We start from the raw sequence: 20,466 nt of genomic DNA, 5'->3' as shown, positions 1-20,466 counted from the left end.
GGTTTGTTTCGCGCCTTGGTTTTGCTTCGTGCCTTTGGAATGCTGGTGTCGCAGCGGAAAATAGCTGTGGCGCCAACGCAATCGTGAGCCGCCTGGCGCCGGTTTTTCGCCGGAATATCAGGTGCAGATGCTTGCGCCTCGGACCCGTTCGGGCGCAGTGTGGACCTAAATTCGACCCCTTTTGGAGACAAGCCGATATGACCGGTGTCAGACCCGCTTTGACAAGCCGCCTGCGCCTGCTGGGGATTGCGATCTCGTTCAGCGCCGCCAGCATGCTGGCGGCGGCGCCGGCCAGCGCGCGCGGGCCTGACGGCATCGCCGACATCGCCGAGAAGGTGATCGACTCCGTCGTCAATATCTCGACTTCGCAAAGCGTCGAGGCCAAGGGCGGCGGTCGGGAAGCGATGCCGCAATTGCCGCCGGGGTCGCCGTTCGAGGAATTCTTCGACGATTTCTTCAAGAACCGGCGTGGCGGATCGTCCAAGGGCGGCGAGCGAAGCGAAATGCAGCCGCCGCGCAAGACCAATTCGCTCGGCTCCGGTTTCATCATCGATGCCTCCGGCGTCGTCGTCACCAATAATCACGTCATCGCGGATGCCGACGAGATCAACGTGATCATGAACGACGGCACCAAGATCAAGGCGGAACTGGTCGGTGTCGACAAGAAGACCGACATCGCCGTCCTGAAGTTCAAGCCGGTGAAGCCGATCGTTGCGGTGAAGTTCGGCGATTCCGACAAGCTGCGGCTTGGCGAATGGGTGATCGCGATCGGTAACCCCTTCAGCCTCGGCGGCTCGGTGACGGCCGGCATCGTGTCGGCGCGCAACCGCGACATCAGCCAGGGGCCGTACGACAATTACATCCAGACCGATGCCTCGATCAATCGCGGCAATTCCGGCGGACCGCTGTTCAACCTCGAAGGTGAAGTGGTCGGCGTCAACACGCTGATCATCTCGCCGACCGGCGGTTCGATCGGTCTCGGTTTTGCGGTGCCGTCGAAGACGGTAGCCGGCGTGGTCGACCAGCTGCGCCAGTTCGGCGAGCTGCGCCGCGGCTGGCTCGGCGTGCGGATCCAGCAGGTCACCGACGAGATCGCCGAAAGCCTCAATATCAAGCCCGCCCGCGGCGCGCTGGTGGCTGGCGTCGACGACAAGGGGCCGGCGAAGCCCGCCGGCATCGAGCCCGGCGACGTCGTCGTCAAGTTCGACGGCAGGGACGTCAAGGATCCGAAGGATCTCTCCCGCGTCGTCGCCGACACCGCGGTCGGCAAGGAAGTCGACGTGGTCATCATCCGTAAAGGCGCAGAGGAGACCCGCAAGGTCACGCTCGGCCGCCTCGAGGATACTGAAAAGGTGCAGCAGGCCGCTGCCAAGACCAAGGAAGACCCGGTCGAGAAGCCGGTGACGCAGAAGGCGCTCGGCCTCGATCTTGCCGCGCTGAGCAAGGACCTGCGCACGAAGTACAAGATCAAGGACAGCGTGAAGGGCGTGATCGTCACCGGTGTCGATGGCAACTCCGACGCCGCTGAAAAGCGCCTCTCCGCCGGCGACGTTATCGTCGAGGTGGCGCAGGAAGCGGTCGGCAGCGCCGCCGACATCAAGAAGCGCGTCGATCAGCTCAAGAAGGACGGCAAGAAGTCGGTGCTGCTGCTGGTCTCGAACGGCGAGGGTGAATTGCGCTTCGTGGCGCTCAGCGTGCAGTAGGTCTATCTCGTCATGGCCGGGCTTGACCCGGCCATCCATCTTCTTCGCAAGACTCTCTCAAGATTGATGGATGCCCGGATCAAGTCCGGGCATGACAAGTTTTAGCTCGTCGGAGAGCCAAACGACCTCACGTAAGCGAAACCACGGCCAGAAAGTGGATCGGCTCGAGGCGCAGCTTCGATCGCTTCACTTCGGGTATCTTGCTGTAGTGCTGCAGCCAGAGTTCGAGAAAGCGGTCGAGGTCGACCAGCTCGATATGGACGGTGCCGTTGCCGGCCTCGCGGCGCGCCTCCCGTGAGAAGCCGCCGGAAGAAACGAACAGGCCGATTTCCCTGTCGCCCCGGATGATGCCGCGAAGTGCCGCGACGTCCTCGCGCGACGCGGTCTGGTCGCGGTGTTTCACCTGAACCCGGATATGCGGCGTCTGCGCGCCCAGCGGATCGGTATAGGCCAAAATATCCGTCCCGCCATCCGAGCCTGGTTTTGAAACCGTGCTGGTGGCGTATCCCATCCCTTCGAGCAGCGCCGCCACCAGGTTCTGGAATTCGTAGCCCGAGAGGGTATCGAGATAGGTGTCGATTTCGTCGCGCGCCTTTTCCTTGGCGTCCTCGAACAGGACCGAGGTGTCGGGTGGCGGCGTTTCGTCGACGGCGTTGGCGATGCCGGCGTCTATCTTGCTCTTCTGATGGCTCCAGCGCCATTCCCGGTAGCGCGATCGCATCAGCCGCTTGAGTTCGTAGTCCGGCAGGCTCACGAACTTCTGGCCTTCGTCGGTCACCCGCCATCGTCCGTCCGACTTCACGAGCAATCCCGCCTTCGTCGCCGCGACGGAAAGGAAGTGCAGGGCGGCGCGCCATCGCGGCAGCCCCGATCCCTTCATCGTCTCCTTGTCGAAATCATCCAGCGGGAGCTTTGATTCGATCTCCGCGTAGATATCGCGCGGACGCATGCCGTCCGGGTGAGCCCTTAAGAGTCCTAGTACGAATTTGATAAGTGAAACGCCACGATCAACCGTCTTAGGTTGGCTCATTGCGACCTCTTAAGATGCTCTTTTGGGCAAGCTACTTAAGGTTGCTCATCGTCGCAATAGGTTCACGTTGCCGGCGTGAGCCGCGAACCGTTTTCAATTAGTCCGCGAACTCCTCGCGCCGATATCCCGCGCACAGCAGTGAGGTGCGTAATCGATCCGTGCGGCGTTGCCGGCGATCACTTCGCCGGCTTGATAAGCGTCTCGCCGCCGTCTTCGTCCTTCAGCCTCAGCGAACTCGCGGTCCGCTTCGCCTGCAGGATCGTGTAGGTGTTTGTCGTGTCCGTAGGGCCGGCGAAGGTCGCGCCCGCGGTCTCTTCCGACGCGCTGATTTTGACCGACGGACGCCCGCGCTCGGTGATCAGCCGCAACAGCACCGTCTCGGGATAGGTCTCGCCGTTCGGCTGGGCCTGTGCCGGCATCACGCTGATGGAAGCGCGCACGTGTCCCTGTTCGTCGACGATCTGCAGCGCGCGGCCCCGCAACACCGGCGCCACCTCGTCGATCTCAGGCAGTACGCGCACGGCCGCAAACAGCAGGATCGCCAGGTTGACGGCGGTGAGGACGACCAGCAATCGCGAAACCTTCATTGTTCATCTCCCGAGCTGCCAATTCGCCCCAGCTTAAGCAGGGTTGAGCCGCCGGGGGATGACAAAATGCGGGGGTACGCCGCCCCGAGGGGCCGCGCAGCGTCCCGGCAATGCCGAGGTCTTCGAATACGACCGCGCAAGGCGTCGACTAGTCCGCGAACTCCTCGCGCCGATAGCCTTGCGCATAGAGCAGCGCGGTGAGATCGCCGTAGTCGATCCGCGCGGCGGCAGCAGCGGCAACCGCGGGCTTGGCGTGATAGGCTACGCCGAGGCCCGCCGCCTGGATCATGCCGAGGTCGTTGGCGCCGTCGCCGGTCACCAGCGTGTCGATCTCGTCGAGGTCGAAGGATTCGCGCAGCTCGATCAGCGTCGCAAGCTTGGTTGCGCGGCCGAGAATCGGCTCGGCGACCTCACCGGTGAATTTGCCGTCGCGCACTTTCAACTCGTTGGCGCGGTTCTCCTGGAAGCCGATCCTGGCGGCTACCGCATTGGTGAAGAGCGTGAAGCCGCCCGAAATCAGGCAGGTGTAGGCGCCATTGGCGCGCATGGTCATGACCAACTCGCGGCCTCCCGGCGTCGCCGTGATGCGTTTTGCGAGTACCTCGTCGACCACGCTGACGGGCATGTCCTTCAGCAGCGCGACGCGCTCGCGCAGCGCCGGCTCGAACTCGATCTCGCCGCGCATGGCGCGTTCGGTGATGGCGGCGACGTGGGCTTTCAGCCCGGCGAAGTCGGCCAGCTCGTCGATGCATTCCTGTCCGATCATGGTGGAATCCATGTCCGCCAGAAAAAGCTTCTTGCGCCTTGCCGCGGCAGGCTGCACGACAATGTCGATCGGCAGATCGCCGCGCGCCCGTTGCAGGCGGGTTTCGATCGCCTTGATCTCGTCCGGGCTATTGACCTGGCTGTCGAAGGGAATGTCGACGGCCACTTCGTTGAACAGCCATTGCGCCGTTCCCGGCGAGGGGAGAACGGCCAGCGCGCCGTCGACAATGGTACTGTCGAGCGCCGGATTGGCCGGGTTGCAGATGAGGGTGGCGACGAGGGACATGCAGGCGCATCAGCTTAGTTTGAGCAAGGCCGTGCTTATCGCAGGGCCGACCGCCAGCGGCAAGTCGGCCCTGGCGCTCGAATTGGCGCAAAAGACCGGCGGCGTCGTCATCAACACCGATTCCATGCAGGTCTATCGCGATCTCCGCATCATCACGGCCCGGCCGACGGTGGAGGAGGAGGCGCGCGTCCCCCACCGGCTCTATGGCCATGTCGATGCCGCGGTCAATTTCTCGGCGGGCGCCTGGGTGGCGGATGCCGAAAAGGTACTGGCGGAAGCGCGCGTGGAAAAGCGTCTGCCGATCTTCATCGGCGGTTCCGGCCTCTACTTCAAGGCGCTGACGCGCGGCCTGTCCGCGGTGCCGCCGATTCCGGCCGAAGTGCGCGACGCCGTGCGTGCCCGGCTGGAGCGCGATGGCGTCGAGGCGTTGCACGAGGAACTGGCGCGGCGCGATCCCATCTCCGCCGAGCGGCTGAAGCCGCGCGACCGCACCCGGATTGCCCGCGCGCTGGAGGTGGTCGAGGCGACGGGCCGCGCGCTGCCGGACTGGCATCGCGAAGGCCTCCCGCCGCTGCTCCCGCCCGGCGAATTCACCGCACTTTTCCTCGCGCCCGAACGCGACCAGCTTTATGCGCGGATCGATACGCGGTTCGGCGCGATGCTGGACACTGGTGCGCTGGAGGAAGTCGCCGTGCTTGCTGCGCGAAAGCTCGATTCCTTGCTGCCGGCTATGAAGGCCCATGGCGTGCCGGCCTTGATCCGCTACCTCGGCGGCGAGATCACGCGTGAAGAGGCCGCCGAAATCGGGCGTGCCGACACCCGCCATTATGCGAAGCGGCAATTCACCTGGTTCCGGCATCAACTGCCGGAGTTCGAATGGATCGCGCCGGAAGCGGCGAAAGGGTGGGTGGAGGCCCGTCTCCCGTAGCCCCGGATGAGTCAGCTTTTTCTGGCCTGCAGCCGACCTCACCTCGTGGGATTTAAAGTTGTTGATTTATAATGAATTCACTTCTCGGTTGTAGCTTTCGGCCAGCGCGATCAGCTTGAGGGGGCGCTATCAATGCATACGGCAAGAATTCTTGGACTTGTCGCGGTTCTTGCGTCGAGTACCAGCGCTTTGGCGGAAGGCCAAGACGCACTTGGCACCGTCGATAAGCTCCGTGAGAAAGGGTATTCGGTCACGTCGGTGACTCTGATTTTCGGCCAACTGCTGAAGATGAGTTATCCGCGGGGCTTTGTACCGGTATTCATCACGACAAAAGCTGATTACTACATTCAAGAATCGGTGCCGACAGGCGAGTCCATCAACGGTTGGACTCAGATGATTACCGTCACCGGCCGAAAGGATCTTGCCACCAAGCCGGACGCGACTGCGAAGGCTTTTCTCAATGCCCTGGCAGGAGGGTTCAAGGTCGCGTGTCCAGGTTCGTATTCTGTAACGCTCCTGAGCGAAAACAAGCTGGGCGGCTACGACGCTGCTGTTGCAGTGGTGTCGTGCGGTGTTTCGCCCACGACAGCAGGTAAGACGAGCGAGACCGCGTTGATCGCGGTCATCAAAGGGCAGACCGATGTCTACACCGTTCAGTGGGCCGAACGTGCTGCACCGTCGAACACACCTATGCAGATCGATGTTGGGAAATGGCAGGATCGGTTCAAGACTCTGAATCCGATCAAGCTGTGCCCGATCGTTCCAGGAGAGAAGGCCCCATATCCGAGCTGTATCGGTGGTGAGAAGTCGGCCACTTGATCGCTTCAGAGCATCTGTAATTGCGCATTTGTGGTCTGGCCCTTCGGACCCCGGAATGACAGCGAAGTGACTGGGCGGGCCGGTCCGCATGCCTGCAAGCACAAAATTCCCCCTCGCCGAACGCCCGGAACACAGTTACACTGCCTAAATCGGGCCGAAAGCGTCCTTCCCTTGACTTCCGGGGGCCGGGCGGTATAACCCGCGCAACCTTTGGGAAGTCCGAGCCGCGAAATGCGTAATATTATTGCCAAACTCCTTATCGTCGTCGTACCCAGGCGCACCGCCGGGGATGGCTAGCGGCCATCCAAATACAGGCGGTGTGCATGGGGCCTCTCGGGCCCCTTTTTATTTCCCAGAACAGACAACCGAAAGAAGCCGCGCCAACAGCGCATCCGGAGCAGACCATGACCGACCAGAGCAACGACCCCAATCAGATGACCGGCGCCGCGATGATCGTGCGCGCGCTCATCGATCATGGTGTCCAGCACATCTTCGGCTATCCCGGCGGCGCGGTGCTTCCGATCTATGACGAGATTTTCCAGCAGAGCGAGGTCGAGCACATTCTGGTGCGGCACGAGCAGGGCGCCGGGCACGCCGCTGAAGGTTACGCGCGCTCGACCGGCAAGCCGGGCGTCGTGCTGGTGACCTCGGGCCCCGGCGCCACCAACATGGTGACGCCACTGACCGACGCGCTGATGGATTCGATCCCGCTGGTCTGCATCACCGGGCAAGTTCCTACTCATTTGATCGGCAACGATGCGTTCCAGGAATGCGACACCGTCGGCATCACCCGTCCCTGCACCAAGCACAACTGGCTGGTGCGCGACGTCAATGATCTCGCAAAAGTGCTGCACGAGGCGTTCTATGTGGCGAGTTCAGGCCGTCCCGGCCCGGTCGTGGTCGATGTCCCCAAGGACGTGCAGTTCGCGGTCGGCACCTATCATCCGCCGCGCAAGGACGATGTGCACGTTTCCTATACGCCGCGCGTGAAGGGCGACGCGACGCAGATTCGCAAGGCCGTGGCGCTCCTGGCTTCCGCCAAGCGGCCGGTGATCTATTCCGGCGGCGGCGTCATCAATTCCGGACCCGAGGCGTCGAAGCTTCTGCGCGAGCTGGTCGAAGTCACCGGATTCCCGATCACCTCGACGCTGATGGGGCTGGGCGCCTATCCGGCGTCGGGCAAGAACTGGCTCGGCATGCTCGGCATGCACGGCACCTACGAGGCCAACATGACGATGCATGGTTGCGACGTCATGCTGTGCGTCGGCGCGCGCTTCGACGACCGCATCACCGGCCGCACCGACGCGTTCTCGCCGGGCTCGAAGAAGATCCACATCGACATCGATCCATCCTCGATCAACAAGAACATCCGTGTCGACGTGCCGATCATCGGCGATGTCGGCAACGTGCTGGGTGACCTGTTGCAGGTGTTCAAGGCCGAAGCAAAGAAGCCCGACATCAAGACATGGTGGCAGGAGATTGCCACCTGGCGGGCGCGCAATTCGCTCGCCTACAAGAAGAGCAACGACGTCATCCTGCCGCAATACGCCATCCAGAAGCTGTTCGAGGCGACGCGCGGCCACGACACCTACATCACGACCGAGGTCGGCCAGCATCAGATGTGGGCGGCGCAGTTCTTCGGCTTTGAGGAGCCGCACCGCTGGATGACGTCGGGTGGCCTCGGCACCATGGGCTACGGCCTGCCGGCCGCGCTCGGCGTGCAGGTCGCGCACCCCGACAGCCTCGTGATCGACATCGCGGGCGACGCCTCGGTGCAGATGACGATGCAGGAAATGTCGACGGCGGTTCAGTTCGAACTGCCGATCAAGATCTTCATCCTGAACAACCAGTATATGGGCATGGTGCGGCAGTGGCAGCAGCTGCTGCACGGCAACCGCCTGTCGCACTCCTATTCGGAAGCGCTGCCGGATTTCGTCAAGCTCGCGGACGCGTTCGGCTGTGTCGGCATCCAGGCGATCAAGCCCTCTGACCTCGACGGCGCGCTGAAGGAGATGATCAAGGTCAAGCGCCCGGTGCTGTTCGATTGCCGCGTCGCTGCGCTGGAAAACTGCTTCCCGATGATTCCGTCCGGCAAGGCGCACAACGAAATGCTGCTGCCGGTGGAAGCCACCGACGAGGCGACGGCGGCAGCGTTCGCCGGCGGTAAGGCGCTGGTGTGAGTTGAGAGGGGCAGATGTTTGACCTCGCAGAGCTCGAACGCGCGCATGGGATTGTGGGGCAGGCGGTGCCGCCGACGCCGGCGCATGCCTGGCCGCTGCTTAGCCAGCGGCTGGGGACGCGCGTCGTGGTCAAGCACGAGAACCACACGCCGATCGGCGCCTTCAAGGTGCGGGGCGGGCTGGTCTATCTCGACCGGCTGAAGCGCGAAAGCCCGAACACAGCAGGGATCATTTCGGCAACGCGCGGCAATCACGGCCAGAGTCTTGCGTTCGCGGCTTCCCGTCACGGCGTTCCGGCGGTGATCTACGTGCCGAAAGGCAATTCGGTGGAGAAGAACCGCGCCATGCGCGCGTTCGGCGCCGAGCTGGTCGAGCACGGCGAGGATTTTCAGGCGGCGGCCGAAGAAGCCCAGCGCCGCGCCCAGTTCGCCGGCCTGCACATGGTGCCGTCGTTCCACAGGGATCTCGTGCTCGGCGTCGCCACCTACGCGCTCGAACTGTTCCGCACCGCGCCCGACCTCGACATTCTCTACGTGCCGATCGGGCAGGGCTCCGGCATCTCCGGCTGCATCATGGCGCGCGACCTGCTCGGGCTGAAGACCGAAATCGTCGGTGTGCAATCGACCGAAGCGCCGTCCTACGCGCTGTCCTTTGCTGCGGGAAAGATTGTGACCACCGAAACCAGCAATACGCTGTCCGACGGCATGGCGACGCGCATTCCCGATCCGGATGCCTTCGCCATCATTCGCAAGGGCGCCTCGCGCATCGTGCAGGTGAGCGACGATGAGGTGGGCGCTGCGATCCGCGCCTACTGGACCGACACGCACAATCTGGCCGAAGGCGCCGGCGCCGCCGCGCTCGCGGCGGCGCTGCAGGAAAAGCAAAAACTCGCCGGCAAGCGCGTCGGCTTGATCCTGTCAGGCGGCAATATCGATTTTGACCTGTTCCGAAAATGGATCGGGACGGATGTCACGCCAACCGCCGAACCGGCGATGGCATGACGAGAGGACATCCAAGGGGACGACCATGAACCAGCCCGCGAACCAGCCCGCATCCGCCTACTTCCTGGAGGAGCGCCACGATCCCAACGAGACGCACACGCTCTCGGTCCTGGTGCAGAACGAGCCCGGCGTGCTCGCGCGCGTGATCGGCCTGTTCTCCGGCCGCGGCTACAACATCGACAGTCTCACCGTCTCCGAGACCGAGAACCAGAAGCATCTCTCGCGCATCACCATCGTCACCACGGGCACGCCGATGGTGATCGAGCAGATCAAGCACCAGCTCGACCGCATGATCCCGGTCTATCGCGTCGTCGACATGACGATCACCGGCCGCTCGATCGAGCGGGAACTCGCCATGGTGAAGGTAAGCGGCCGCGGCGACAGCCGGGTCGAAGCGCTGCGGCTGGCGGATGCGTTCCGCGCCCGGGTGATCGACGCCACCACCGAAAGTTTTGTGTTCGAGATCACAGGCAATTCATCGAAGATCAGTCAATTTATCGACCTGATGCGCCCGCTCGGCCTTGTCGAGGTGTCGCGCACCGGCGTTGCCGCAATCGGGCGTGGGCCTGAGGGGATGTGAACATGCTGGCGCGTGACTGGTATTACACTCAACGAAGGCGGCTCGGGCTCGATCGCGCGGTTGCCTCGATCTACGACCGGCATGACGACAGCGACGAGCGCGCCCGCGCCGCGCTCACCATGCTCGGCGTGCAGCCGGGCTGGCGGGTGGCCGATATCGGTTGCGGCAACGGCGTACTGGCCTGCGAAGCGGCGCTGATGGGGGCCGAGGTCGACGCAATAGATATTTCTCCGGCGATGCTGGCGCTCGCCAATATCCAGGCCCGCGACCGCAAGATCGCGATCCGCACCCAGCCGGCCGGCATGCTGAGCTTTGCCTACCAGCCCAATTCCTACGATCTGATCGTCAGCGAATTCACACTGCACCATCTGCCGGACTTCTGGAAAGCGGTGGCGCTGGCGCGGATCTTTGCTGCGCTCAAGCCCGGCGCGAATTTCTACCTGCGCGACATCGTCTTCGTCAGCATGCCCGACGGCGTCGAGCGCGATGTCGACCAATGGGCCGAATTCACCATCAAGAACCACGATTTCCAGCGCGAGGGCGTGGTCACCCATATGCGCGACGAATACTCGACCTTCGGTTGGGTGATCGAGCGCATGCTGACCGATATCGGCTTCACGCTGGAATCGGTCGACTATCACGCGCCGCTCCACGGCACCTATCTCCTGCGCAAGCCAAAGCCGGACCAACAGAGCTAGAAAAAAAATGAAACCGGCGGATGTCTGCATCGCCGTGCTGGTAGCGGTGATCTGGGGCCTTGCTTTCGTGGCCAGCCGGATCGCGCTCAACGAGTTTTCGCCGGAACTGATGACGACGCTGCGCTTTTCCATCGCCGCCTTGCCGTGCCTGTTCGTGGCGCGGCCGAAGGTTTCGTGGACCGTGCTGGTCTCGATCAGCTTCACGCTGTTCCTCGGCCAGTTTCTGGCGCAAGCCTTCGCCATCGCGCATGGCGTTCCCGTCGGCCTTTCCAGCGTGATCGTGCAGAGCCAGGCGCTGTTCACCATCGGCTTTGCCGCGCTGTTGTTCCGCGAGTGGCCGGGCGCGTGGCAAACGGTCGGCATCGGCATCGCCACGGTTGGCCTGCTGATGATCTGCGGCACCGTCGGTTACGATTTCAGCATCAGCGCCTTCGCGATCTTGATGATCTCGCCGCTCAGCTTCGCGGCCGGCAATCTTCTGCTGCGGCGCGCGCAGGGCGTGCCGATGTTCGACCTGTTCGCATGGCTGTGCCTGGTCGCGGCGGTTCCGCTGCTGGCGCTGACGCTCATCACCAACGGCCCGCAGCCGACCTGGCATGCGCTGACCCACATGTCGCTGACCGGCCTGATATGCATGATCGGCCTCGGCGGCGTCTCCACCAGCATCGCCTACTGGCTGTGGGGCCGGCTGCTGCGTGATTATCCGGCGGCGCAGGTGGTGCCGTTCGCGCTCTTGGTGCCGTTCGTCGGTTCCGCGGCATCGAGCGTGGTGTTCGGCGAAACCTTCGGGCCGCTGCGGCTCGCCGGCATGATCACCGTGGTCGGCGGCATCGCCGTCATGCTGCTGTCCAAGCCTGCCCAGGCTTCAGAAAAACAAGTTCTGCCAAAGATCGCGTGAGGCCCCCCGATGTCACACTCGCTTTTGATCGCCTTCGTCATGTTCGCCACCGTGATGTTCTTCACGCCGGGGCCGAACAACATCATGCTGCTGTCGTCGGGGCTCACTTACGGCTTTCGCCCGACGATCCCGCACATTCTCGGCATCACGGTCGGCTTCGCCTTCATGGTCGGCGCGGTGGGGCTTGGGCTCGGCACCATCTTCATCGCCTATCCGGTGCTGCAGACCATCCTGAAATATGCTGGCGCGGCCTACCTGATCTATCTGGCCTGGGCCATCGCGATGTCCGAGCCGCCTTCCGCCGAGCAGGACAAGAGCCGCGGCCACCCGATGACGTTCTGGGGCGCGGCCATGTTCCAGTGGGTCAACGCCAAGGGCTGGGTCATGGTGATCGGCACCATCACTGCCTATGCGGCGATCGCGGCCTATCCCTGGAACATCGCGATCCAGGTCGGCCTCAGCCTGCTGTTGGGGATCCTGTCCTGCACCGCCTGGGCTCTGTTCGGCACCGCCCTGCGGCCGGTCCTGACCTCCCCCCGGGCAGTACGCGCCTTCAACATCGTCATGGCGGTGCTGCTCCTGGCCTCGCTCTATCCGGTCTTCATGGACGCATGATGCCGCACCGGGCCATGCATAAACGGATTTCCCATGGGCAGGAAAATGCTCTAGACAACGCCGGAAATTCGCGGGCGACCGGCGGTCACCACCCACCCAAATGCCTGATTAACCGGCCCTTTTTGGCCATCGCTTGAGGAAACGACCATGCGTGTTTATTACGATCGCGACGCCGACCTGAACCTGATCAAGGGCAAGAAGGTCGTCATCGTCGGCTACGGCAGCCAGGGCCACGCCCATGCGCTGAACCTGAAGGACTCCGGCGTCAAGGAAGTGGCCATTGCGCTCCGCAAGGGTTCGGCCTCGGCCAAGAAGGCGGAAGCCGCCGGCTTCAAGGTGATGGAAGTCGCCGAGGCCGCCAAATGGGCCGACCTCGTCATGATGCTGACCCCCGACGAGCTGCAGGGTGACATCTATCGCGACCACCTGCACGACAACATGAAGAAGGGCGCCGCGCTCGTCTTCGCCCACGGCCTCAACGTGCATTTCAACCTGCTCGATCCGCGCGCCGATCTCGACGTGCTGATGATCGCGCCGAAGGGCCCCGGCCACACCGTTCGCTCCGAATATCAGCGCGGCGGCGGCGTGCCCTGCCTGATCGCGATCGCCAAGGACGTCTCCGGCAACGCCCATGACCTCGGCCTCTCCTACGCCTCGGCCATCGGCGGTGGCCGCGCCGGCATCATCGAAACCACCTTCAAGGAAGAGTGCGAGACCGACCTGTTCGGCGAGCAGGTGGTGCTGTGCGGTGGCCTGGTCGAGCTGATCAAGGGCGGCTACGAGACGCTGGTCGAAGCCGGCTACGCCCCCGAGATGGCCTATTTCGAGTGCCTGCACGAGGTGAAGCTGATCGTCGACCTGATCTATGAAGGCGGCATCGCCAACATGAACTACTCGATCTCCAACACCGCCGAGTACGGCGAATACGTCACCGGCCCGCGCATCGTCACCGCCGAGACCAAGGCCGAGATGAAGCGCGTCCTCGCCGACATCCAGGGCGGCAAGTTCGCCCGCGACTGGATGCTGGAGAACAAGGTCAACCAGACCTCGTTCAAGGCGACCCGCGCCAAGCTCGCCGCCCATCCGATCGAGGAAGTCGGCGCCAAGCTCCGCGACATGATGCCGTGGATCAAGAAGGGCGCGCTGGTCGACAAGACCAAGAACTAAGGTCCGAGCCGTAGGGTGGGCAAAGCGCAGCGTGCCCACCACTAACGGTGACCGCCTGATGGAGACATGGTGGGCACGGCGCGAAGAGCGCGCCATTGCCCACCCTACGCTCCGGGGCGGCCTGGTATTGAAACATCAAATCTTAAACCTTGCTCGACAATATCCGGCGAGATCGCACAAGCGGTCTCGCCGTTTTCTTGAAGGATTGATGCTTCAAGCACATTCTTCAACGCGTCGCTCGAAGCGCGGCAGCCGCGTGGAAACGAAGAACTGGCGCCGCACGCACATTCTTGGTGCGAGCAATCTCACCAGTTACATTAGCGACGGAAAAGCCAGCGTTTGCAGGTTCAAAGCGCGGGTTCTTAATCTGCATTCGATATGCGTGCCACTCGCGGATCCGGCCGGTCGTCAGGCGAGCCGGGCGCCGGAGCGCTATGTCCTGCGCCGCTCACCTGTTGGATCAGCAGAGCGAAACGGCACCTTGATAGATGCCGCTTGCAGTCCGGCCGGACTCAATGCGTCCGGATGATCGGTTCTTTCTCGATCTTGTTGTGCAGCTGCCAGAAGCGGACGGTGCGCTGGGCCGTCTCCATCGACAGCTTACGGAAATCACGTTGCGCGATCTCCAGCGTCTGTTCGCTGATCGCCGGCTTTATCGGCCGATTGCGCAGGATCGACTCGACCGTCGGCCAGTTCAGCTTCGCCGAACGGCAGGGAATCAGGATCAGGTCGGCGCGGGGACCTTCCATCAGCCTGGCCGTCATTTCGACGGGCATATCGTTGAGAACCGCCAGCGCGACGGTCACCTCGTCGAACTTCTTCTGTTCGGCGAACTTGTACACCGCTGCGTCGTCGAGCTCGTTCAGCCCCTTCATGAGCTTCACCAGCTCCTCGGCAACGCCGAAACTGCGGCTTGGCGGCGGCGCCTCGCGGGCGATTTCGTTCAGGACCCGCTTGATCTCTTCCTGGACCGTGGGCGGCGCGATGGCGAGCAGTCGGGCGCGGACCGCATCCTTGGCGCGGCGGAGCAGGTCGCCCATGAACTTTTGCGGGAAATCGGCGCGCAGGCCGAGGGCCTCGACCAGCTCGTCGTCTGCGCCGGCGCGCGCGACGATGCTGGAAAAGCCCTGGTCGGAAAACCTGGCGCCGGCATTATTGGCGAGTTTGCGGATCACCTGGCCTTCGCCGCGGTCGACGATGACGTCGGTCACCGCCGCGGGCAGTTCGGCGCGGCCGGAAATCGCGAGCAGGTGGTCCTGTCCCTTGCTGCTGGCGATCTCGACCAGCACGTCGGTGCCGAGCCGGCTGGAATGGGTCAGCACATTGCCGGCGACCTCGATCTCGTCGTCCCAGGCGAGATGCTGGATCACCTCGAACGGGGCGTAGTCGAGCGGCGCCAGCCGCTTGGAAAGTTCGGCCTTGGCCCGCGTTTCGACGCGCGCGATCAGGAGGCAGAGCACGTCGTCGAAGACCTTGACCTGGTCGTCGCTGAGGCGTTCGCCGTCGTTGAGGAAGAGATCGGTGACTTGTCGCAGGGTTTCCACCCGCTTGGCGGATGAACCGCCCCTGACGGCGTCTTCGAGTTCGGCAATAATCGAGTGTGCTGGCTGTTGAACCATTCTGGGCAGCCTGTCGGTTGTTGATGGGTTGGCGCACAGCATGGCGAGCCGAGCCTTACACCCGCGTTAAAGGCACGACCGGGCAGGACTGCGCGTGGCTGCATCCGAAACGGGCAATACATGGATTGCGGTCGCCGCCGGCCACGCCGACGTCGAAGCATGCCGCGCATTGCAAATGCCGCGTTGCGAATTGCTTTACCAATGCGATCGGGGCGTAGGCCGCGATTTCACGCGATAAATCGCGCATGTTGCACCGGATCAGGCCTGCGTCGCCGCTTCCGGTATCCCGGTCCGGCTGCTATCCTCACCAAACCGTTCCCGGGAAAAATCGAATAGCAACTTGCCGAACAAGACGCCGTCAAGGCTGGACGCCCCCCGCGAAGGAAGCACGCCAACCGGGGCTTAAGCTTTCCTTCACGACGAACTTCATTAAACCTCCGATCAAGGGCTTGGACCATGAGATCTGTCGTCATCACCGGCGCTTCCACCGGTATCGGCTGGGCCAGTGCAAAACTGCTGCTCGACCGCGGCTTCCGCGTATTCGGCAGCGTCCGCAAGCAGGCCGACGCCGACCGCCTCAAAGGGGAGTTTGGGACGAACTTCACGCCGCTGATCTTCGACGTCACCGATGAGGCCGCGGTGCTGGCCTCGGCGCGCGAGGTCCGCGCCGCCCTCAACGGCGAAACGCTCGCCGGCCTCGTCAACAATGCCGGCATCGCGGTGTCAGGGCCGGTGCTGGAACTCGCCGCCGACGAATTCCGCCGCCAGATGGAGGTCAATTTCATCGGCCCCATCATTGCGACCCAGGCGTTCGGGCCGCTGCTCGGCTCCGATATGAGCTTGAGGGGGCCGAAGGGGCGGATCGTGATGATCTCCTCGGTCGCCGGCAAGAACGGCAATCCGATGACCTCGGCCTATTCCGCCTCCAAGCACGCCATCGAGGGACTGTCGGAGAGCCTGCGCCGCGAGCTGATGCTGTTCGGGATCGACGTCATCGTCATCGCGCCGGGTGCGGTCAAGACGCCGATCTGGAGCAAGGCCGAGGAGGTCGATATCTCGCCGTACAAGAACTCGCCATATCTTCCGGCGCTGGAGAAGATCCGCGCTTTCATGCTGAACCTCGGCGCGAAGGGATTGCCGCCCGAGATGATCGCCGAGAAGGTGTTCGAGGCTTTGACGTTGCCGAAGCCCAAGGTCCGCTACACGATCACGCCTGATCCGGTGCAGCTGTTCATGGCTGCCGTGTTGCCCAAGCGAACAATCGACAAGATCGTCGCCAAGCGCCTCGGGCTGACGCCGCAGCGATGAGCATGACGCTCCGAATGGTACTCGGCGCTACGGCGCTGCTGGGGCTGGTTTCGATCGCCCATGCCGGTGATCAGGACGAGCCGGAACAATCCTGCGACGGCAACACTTACCAGATGGTCGAATGCCTCAAGGCCAAGACCGCGCAATGGGACAAGCGCTTGAACGCGGCTTATCAGAAGGCGTTGGGCACCGCGGGTGACAAGCAGCGCGATCAGTTGCGCGCCGTGCAGCGGCTGTGGGTCCAGTATCGCGACGCCAACTGCCTGTATTACGGTCTGGGTGAGGGTACGATCGCCCGGCTCGATGCAGGCGAGTGCATGCGTAGCATGACGGAGGCGCGCGCCAAGGAACTTGAGGGCATCGGCCAGCAGTGACGACAGGGAAGACCAGCACGGAATTGACTGAGATCGCCGACCAGGCGCTTCGCGGCCAGCCGGGATGCGAAACCGCGTCTGTTCCCGCCGTGCGCGGGCTTCCCAATATCCGCGAGGGCCGCAACTGGGAAATTCCCAACGTGCTTCTCGGTGACAGCCTGATCAGCGACGTCGACCGCGCCGTCATGTCTGTGCATCGAAGGCTTGGGCGCAAATACCATCTGCTGGCGGGCGATTAGGGCGGGACTGGCGCGCGCGCGCCGGCTGCATGCCTCCGGAACCCGCATGGTGATCGTTATCAGATCATGATGGGCAGCAGCATATAGAGCTGCCACGCGCCGCTGCCCTCATGAAGTTCGACGTCAATGGTGACGTCCATTTACGGTCTCAGAACGATGGCGCCGGCCGATCTTCCGCGTTCGAGCGCTTCGTGTGCGCCCGCAGCATCGGACAATGCGTAGGTCTTCCAGACCGACGGCTTGATGATGCCGCGTTCCACGGCGTCGAACACGTCGAGGACGCGCTCACGATATTCGTGGATGTCAGTTGCATGCGCAGCCAGTCCGGGACGCGTCAGAAAGAGCGAGCCCTTGGCGTTGAGCGTTCCAACTTCCACCGGCGGAGGCGCGCCCGTCGAGGCGCCGAACGACACCATCGTGCCGCGCGGCCGCAGACTGTCCAATGAGGCGGCAAACGTCGTCCGTCCGACACCGTCATAGACGACGTCGGCCTTACGACCACCCGTCAGCCGCCTGATCTCAGCCGGAAGGTCTTCGCTCCAGATCACGACGGCATCACATCCCGCCGCCTTCGCGCGCGGGGCGCTCGATTCCTTCGATACGACACCGATCACGAAGGCTCCCAGGTGCTTCGCCCAGGGCGCGAGGATCTGGCCGAGCGCTCCAGCGGCGCCATAGAGCAGAACCGTCGTCCCGGATTTGACTTGAAACGTGCTCTTGATGAGGTACTGCGCCGTGATGCCCTTGAAGATCACCGCTGCGGCATCCTCGGACGTGATTGCGTCCGGAAGCTTGACCAGACGATTGGCGGGATAGAGGCGGCCGATCGCATAGCTGCCAAGGGGACCGAGCGCGTAGCCGACGCGGTCGCCGACTGCGACGTTCTCGACATCAGGACCAATCGCGGTGACGCGTCCCGCGCCCTCCAGTCCGAGACCGCTCGGCAGTGGTATCGGCACCGCGCCATTGCGTTGCGTGACGTCGAGGTAATTCACGCCGATGGCGTCATGCTCGATCCAGGCTTGACCGGACTTGGGAGCTTCTTGTTCGACCTGCTCAAGCCTGAGGACGTCTGGTCCTCCTGTGCTTTCGATTCGAATTGCCGATGTCATCTCGTTCTCCAAAATTGTTCCCTCGCCGCAGGCCGGCAGCCGGCCTGCGGCGGTCGGTGTTGGCGACCCCTGGCCTGGGCTCGTTGCTCAAACGTTGGCCGGACTGTAGGTCGCTTCGGCGGTCCAGGCGTCCCGCGGCTGGCTGTAGAGGCGCCAGAAGTACTCGGCGGCCGATGCGGCTTCCTTCGAATCCGGGGACACGAACGCAGCGACCGTCACCGTCGCGACGTGGATGCCCTTTTCCCGGAAGGGCTCGAAGAGCCCAAGCGCCAGCGCACGGATGCCGGCCTTGCCGATGCTGAGCGACAGATAGTCCGGGCTGGGAGCAAGCGCGAAGCCGCCTCCCGTCAACAGGATCGCACCGGACTTGCGCTCTTCCATCTTCGGAGCGACGGCCTGAGCAGCAACGAGGGCACCGCCGATGTTCGCGGCCAGATCGCCATTGAAGGTCTCGCGCGGCTGTTCCGCCAGCGTCGCCTTGCGCATGGCGGCAGCGTTATAATGCAAGACGTCGATGGAGCCGTGCTGCTTTTCGACTTCGGCGACCAGTTTGGCGACGCTCTCCGGATTGCTCGAATCCACCGTTCGAACTTCGGCCCTGTACCCTTTCGACTTGAGCTTCTCGGCTAACTGCTCGGTTTTGGCGGCGTTCCGGGCGGCCAAAATCAATTGGAATCCTTCCCTGGCGAACCGTTCGGCGGTCGCGAAGCCCATGCCTGGACCGGCTCCGATGCTGAGAAATGTCTTCATGGTGTGTTTCCTTTCGACGTTTCGGTCCGCCCGATGTAGAACGTGCAGGCCGTGCCGATAATCGGGTGCGGCGGCATTAAACTCGTGCAAATGATGCAGGAATTGTCGGAGCGCGGATCACTGGAGGAACTGACGGCCTTCGTTGCCGTCGGCGAGGCTGGCAGCTTCGCCGGCGCTGCGACGCAGATCGGACGCGACGCATCGGTCATCTCCCGGCGCGTCAGCCAGCTTGAGCAGCGGCTCGGCGTCCGGCTGCTCTCGCGCACGACGCGACGCGTGTCGCTCACCGAAGTCGGCGCTCTCTATTTCAGGCGCGTTCAGGCCCTTCTGGGTGAGCTTGTGAGTGCCACCACCGAGGCAAGCGATTTCGCGGCGAGTCCTCAAGGTGTTCTGAAGATATCGCTGCCGGTTACGTTTGGCCGGCATTGGATCGCCCCGTCCTTCGCGTCGTTCCTGGCGCAACATCCGCTCATCCGGATCGACGCTCACTTCACCGATCAGATCGTGGATGTCATCGCGGACGGGTTTGACGTGGCAATCCGCGTCGGCGTGCTAAGCGACAGTTCATTGACCGCAAAGCGCATGGCTTCCTACAGGAACATCTTGATAGCCGCGCCGAGCTATCTCGAGGCCCATGGTCGGCCGCGCACGCCCGCCGATCTGAAGGATCATGCGTGTCTGGGATTTCCGAGCCATCCCTATTGGCCGGACTGGATGCTGACCAGAGAGGGACAGCGCAAGACCGTACGTCCGAACTGCAACCTCGTTGCCGACAATTCTGAGGTTATCTTCATGGCCGCCCTTGAAGGCGCAGGTATTGCCTTGTTGCCGGATTGGCTGATTGGTCCATCGGTGAAGGCGCGCAAACTTGTTCAAGTGCTTCCCGGATGGACCGGAAAAGGCGAAGGCGGGGTCTACGCAGTCTTGCCGCCGGGCCGTCTTGTGCCGACGAAGACCCGCTTATTCGTCGATGCCGTTTCGGCATCCATCAAAGCAGGATGGCAGCGGCATTAGGGTTGCTCCGATCATCTCGCCCGCGCCGGGGCCTGGGCACGCGGCGCCATCGCGATCATCCGCAGCGCGAACACGGCGATGAGCGGGATCAGGAACAGCGCGTAAAGCGGCATGTCCGGGATCCTCTTGCCGAACGAGACCATGAACTGGAACAGCAGATAATAGCCGCCGGTGAGATGCAGCCGGCGCCAGGCGCGTGCGCCGATCGCCGCCGCGGTGCGGTCGAATGAGGTTGCGGTCATGGCGATGATGAAGGCGTAGCCGATGCCGCCGAAGATGTAGGAGGCGATCGAGGTCGCGGCCGCGTAACCGATCGGGTCCATGATGGCGAAGGCCAGGATGGCGACCGCGTGGATGGCATGCGAGGCGGCAAAGCTGACGCCGAGATAGCGGCGGTTGCGGCGCAGCCACCGCGTCCATGCGTTGGGCCATAGCCGTGCCAAAGCAGCACCTGCGAAGGCGAGGCAGAACAGCAGCAGCGAGGTCCGCGCGGTGAATCGGATCACCATGCGCACGCCCTCGACCTCGAATGCGCGCATGCCGGCGATCCAGATGCTCAGGGCGAGCAGGGTCAGCGAGAGCAGGGCGAACAGCCGCCAGCCTTCGAACCAGTTTTGACGCGTCGGCATGTTCGTCCCCCTTTGGTTATGCCGTCATTGCGAGCGCAGCGAAGCAATCCATCTCACCACGTCACGAAAGAATGGATTGCTTCGCTGCGCTCGCAATGACGCGGATGGAAATGTAATCACCAGTTACATATGGCCTGCGGATCCGGTCAATCCGTGTAATCAGT

The 20,466-nt window shown here is 63.2% G+C and carries 21 protein-coding genes; 14 read left to right on the top strand and 7 right to left on the bottom strand.

Translation table 11 applies throughout. The features are described from left to right. Positions 1-197 precede the first annotated feature (197 nt). Positions 198-1,703 carry a Do family serine endopeptidase gene (locus CQ14_RS20335; protein ID WP_057859624.1) on the top strand — a complete coding sequence of 502 codons (1,506 nt, stop codon included), beginning with the start codon at positions 198-200 and terminating at the stop codon, positions 1,701-1,703. A 127-nt stretch (positions 1,704-1,830) separates the two neighbouring features. Here the strand turns inward: CQ14_RS20335 and CQ14_RS20330 are convergent, their stop codons facing one another. The 3 genes from CQ14_RS20330 to serB form a co-directional block, all read right to left on the bottom strand. Then, on the bottom strand, positions 1,831-2,733 hold the full coding sequence (locus CQ14_RS20330) for a restriction endonuclease (RefSeq protein ID WP_082649959.1): 903 nt from the start codon (positions 2,731-2,733) through the stop codon (positions 1,831-1,833). Between the two features lie 176 nt (positions 2,734-2,909). After that, entirely contained in the window at positions 2,910-3,320 is a 411-nt protein-coding gene (locus CQ14_RS20325; RefSeq protein ID WP_057859622.1) for a hypothetical protein, read from the bottom strand. A 148-nt stretch (positions 3,321-3,468) separates the two neighbouring features. Then, positions 3,469-4,371 (bottom strand): phosphoserine phosphatase SerB, encoded by a 903-nt coding sequence (serB, locus tag CQ14_RS20320; protein ID WP_057859621.1) that lies wholly within the window; start codon positions 4,369-4,371, stop codon positions 3,469-3,471. On the opposite strand from serB, the gene miaA reads away from it, so the two are divergent. The 9 genes from miaA to ilvC all read left to right on the top strand — a co-directional run bounded on the left by miaA (position 4,370) and on the right by ilvC (position 13,257). Continuing rightward, positions 4,370-5,299: a tRNA (adenosine(37)-N6)-dimethylallyltransferase MiaA gene (gene miaA / locus CQ14_RS20315; protein WP_057859620.1), complete on the top strand. Its 930-nt coding sequence runs from the start codon at positions 4,370-4,372 to the stop codon at positions 5,297-5,299. The genes serB and miaA overlap by 2 nt on opposite strands. 132 nt (positions 5,300-5,431) lie before the next feature. Further along, the gene (locus CQ14_RS20310; RefSeq protein WP_057859619.1) at positions 5,432-6,118 is read left to right on the top strand and encodes a hypothetical protein; all 687 of its coding nucleotides are present in this window, start codon (positions 5,432-5,434) and stop codon (positions 6,116-6,118) included. 404 nt (positions 6,119-6,522) lie between these two features. After that, positions 6,523-8,298: an acetolactate synthase 3 large subunit gene (locus CQ14_RS20305; protein WP_057859618.1), complete on the top strand. Its 1,776-nt coding sequence runs from the start codon at positions 6,523-6,525 to the stop codon at positions 8,296-8,298. Between the two features lie 14 nt (positions 8,299-8,312). Continuing rightward, positions 8,313-9,299, top strand: coding sequence for a threonine dehydratase (locus CQ14_RS20300; RefSeq protein WP_057859617.1), 987 nt, complete (start codon positions 8,313-8,315; stop codon positions 9,297-9,299). Between the two features lie 25 nt (positions 9,300-9,324). Then, a complete protein-coding gene (ilvN, locus tag CQ14_RS20295) occupies positions 9,325-9,879 on the top strand; it encodes an acetolactate synthase small subunit (RefSeq protein ID WP_057859616.1) in 555 nt (184 codons plus the stop codon). A 2-nt stretch (positions 9,880-9,881) separates the two neighbouring features. Then, a complete protein-coding gene (locus tag CQ14_RS20290; protein WP_057859615.1) occupies positions 9,882-10,577 on the top strand; it encodes a class I SAM-dependent methyltransferase in 696 nt (231 codons plus the stop codon). A 7-nt stretch (positions 10,578-10,584) separates the two neighbouring features. Continuing rightward, the gene (locus tag CQ14_RS20285; RefSeq protein ID WP_057859614.1) at positions 10,585-11,475 is read left to right on the top strand and encodes an EamA family transporter; all 891 of its coding nucleotides are present in this window, start codon (positions 10,585-10,587) and stop codon (positions 11,473-11,475) included. A 9-nt stretch (positions 11,476-11,484) separates the two neighbouring features. Further along, a complete protein-coding gene (locus CQ14_RS20280; RefSeq protein ID WP_057859613.1) occupies positions 11,485-12,090 on the top strand; it encodes a LysE family translocator in 606 nt (201 codons plus the stop codon). 147 nt (positions 12,091-12,237) lie between these two features. After that, positions 12,238-13,257 carry a ketol-acid reductoisomerase gene (gene ilvC, locus CQ14_RS20275; protein ID WP_057859612.1) on the top strand — a complete coding sequence of 340 codons (1,020 nt, stop codon included), beginning with the start codon at positions 12,238-12,240 and terminating at the stop codon, positions 13,255-13,257. 512 nt (positions 13,258-13,769) lie between these two features. Here ilvC and CQ14_RS20270 read toward each other — a convergent pair. Beyond that, entirely contained in the window at positions 13,770-14,876 is a 1,107-nt protein-coding gene (locus CQ14_RS20270; protein ID WP_057859611.1) for a DUF2336 domain-containing protein, read from the bottom strand. A 456-nt stretch (positions 14,877-15,332) separates the two neighbouring features. Here CQ14_RS20270 and CQ14_RS20265 point away from each other — a divergent pair, with 456 nt between their 5' ends. From CQ14_RS20265 to CQ14_RS20255, 3 genes are read left to right on the top strand one after another with little or no spacing between them, the layout of a single operon-like run. Then, positions 15,333-16,184 carry an SDR family oxidoreductase gene (locus CQ14_RS20265; RefSeq protein WP_057859610.1) on the top strand — a complete coding sequence of 284 codons (852 nt, stop codon included), beginning with the start codon at positions 15,333-15,335 and terminating at the stop codon, positions 16,182-16,184. Between the two features lie 2 nt (positions 16,185-16,186). Further along, positions 16,187-16,558 carry a lysozyme inhibitor LprI family protein gene (locus CQ14_RS41585; RefSeq protein WP_063800390.1) on the top strand — a complete coding sequence of 124 codons (372 nt, stop codon included), beginning with the start codon at positions 16,187-16,189 and terminating at the stop codon, positions 16,556-16,558. 23 nt (positions 16,559-16,581) lie between these two features. After that, positions 16,582-16,797, top strand: coding sequence for a hypothetical protein (locus CQ14_RS20255; RefSeq protein WP_347337149.1), 216 nt, complete (start codon positions 16,582-16,584; stop codon positions 16,795-16,797). A 140-nt stretch (positions 16,798-16,937) separates the two neighbouring features. Here CQ14_RS20255 and CQ14_RS20250 read toward each other — a convergent pair whose 3' ends face one another. Both CQ14_RS20250 and CQ14_RS20245 read right to left on the bottom strand, forming a co-directional pair. Continuing rightward, positions 16,938-17,909: a quinone oxidoreductase family protein gene (locus tag CQ14_RS20250; protein WP_057859608.1), complete on the bottom strand. Its 972-nt coding sequence runs from the start codon at positions 17,907-17,909 to the stop codon at positions 16,938-16,940. Positions 17,910-17,996: 87 nt separating this feature from the next. Continuing rightward, positions 17,997-18,659 carry an SDR family oxidoreductase gene (locus tag CQ14_RS20245; protein WP_057859607.1) on the bottom strand — a complete coding sequence of 221 codons (663 nt, stop codon included), beginning with the start codon at positions 18,657-18,659 and terminating at the stop codon, positions 17,997-17,999. Between the two features lie 42 nt (positions 18,660-18,701). Between CQ14_RS20245 and CQ14_RS20240 the strand changes: the two genes are divergently transcribed. Beyond that, complete coding sequence (locus tag CQ14_RS20240) at positions 18,702-19,673, top strand: LysR family transcriptional regulator (RefSeq protein ID WP_245320427.1); 972 nt, start codon at positions 18,702-18,704, stop codon at positions 19,671-19,673. 11 nt (positions 19,674-19,684) lie between these two features. Here the strand turns inward: CQ14_RS20240 and CQ14_RS20235 are convergent, their stop codons facing one another. Then, positions 19,685-20,302, bottom strand: a complete 618-nt coding sequence (locus tag CQ14_RS20235; RefSeq protein ID WP_057859605.1) for a hypothetical protein — start codon at positions 20,300-20,302, stop codon at positions 19,685-19,687. Between the last annotated feature and the right edge of the window lie 164 nt (positions 20,303-20,466).

Source organism: Bradyrhizobium lablabi, assembly GCF_001440475.1.
GTDB classification, from domain to species: Bacteria; Pseudomonadota; Alphaproteobacteria; order Rhizobiales; family Xanthobacteraceae; genus Bradyrhizobium; species Bradyrhizobium lablabi.
The sequence above is the reverse complement of the archived record's forward strand: the minus strand, read 5'-3'. Positions and strand labels throughout refer to the sequence as shown.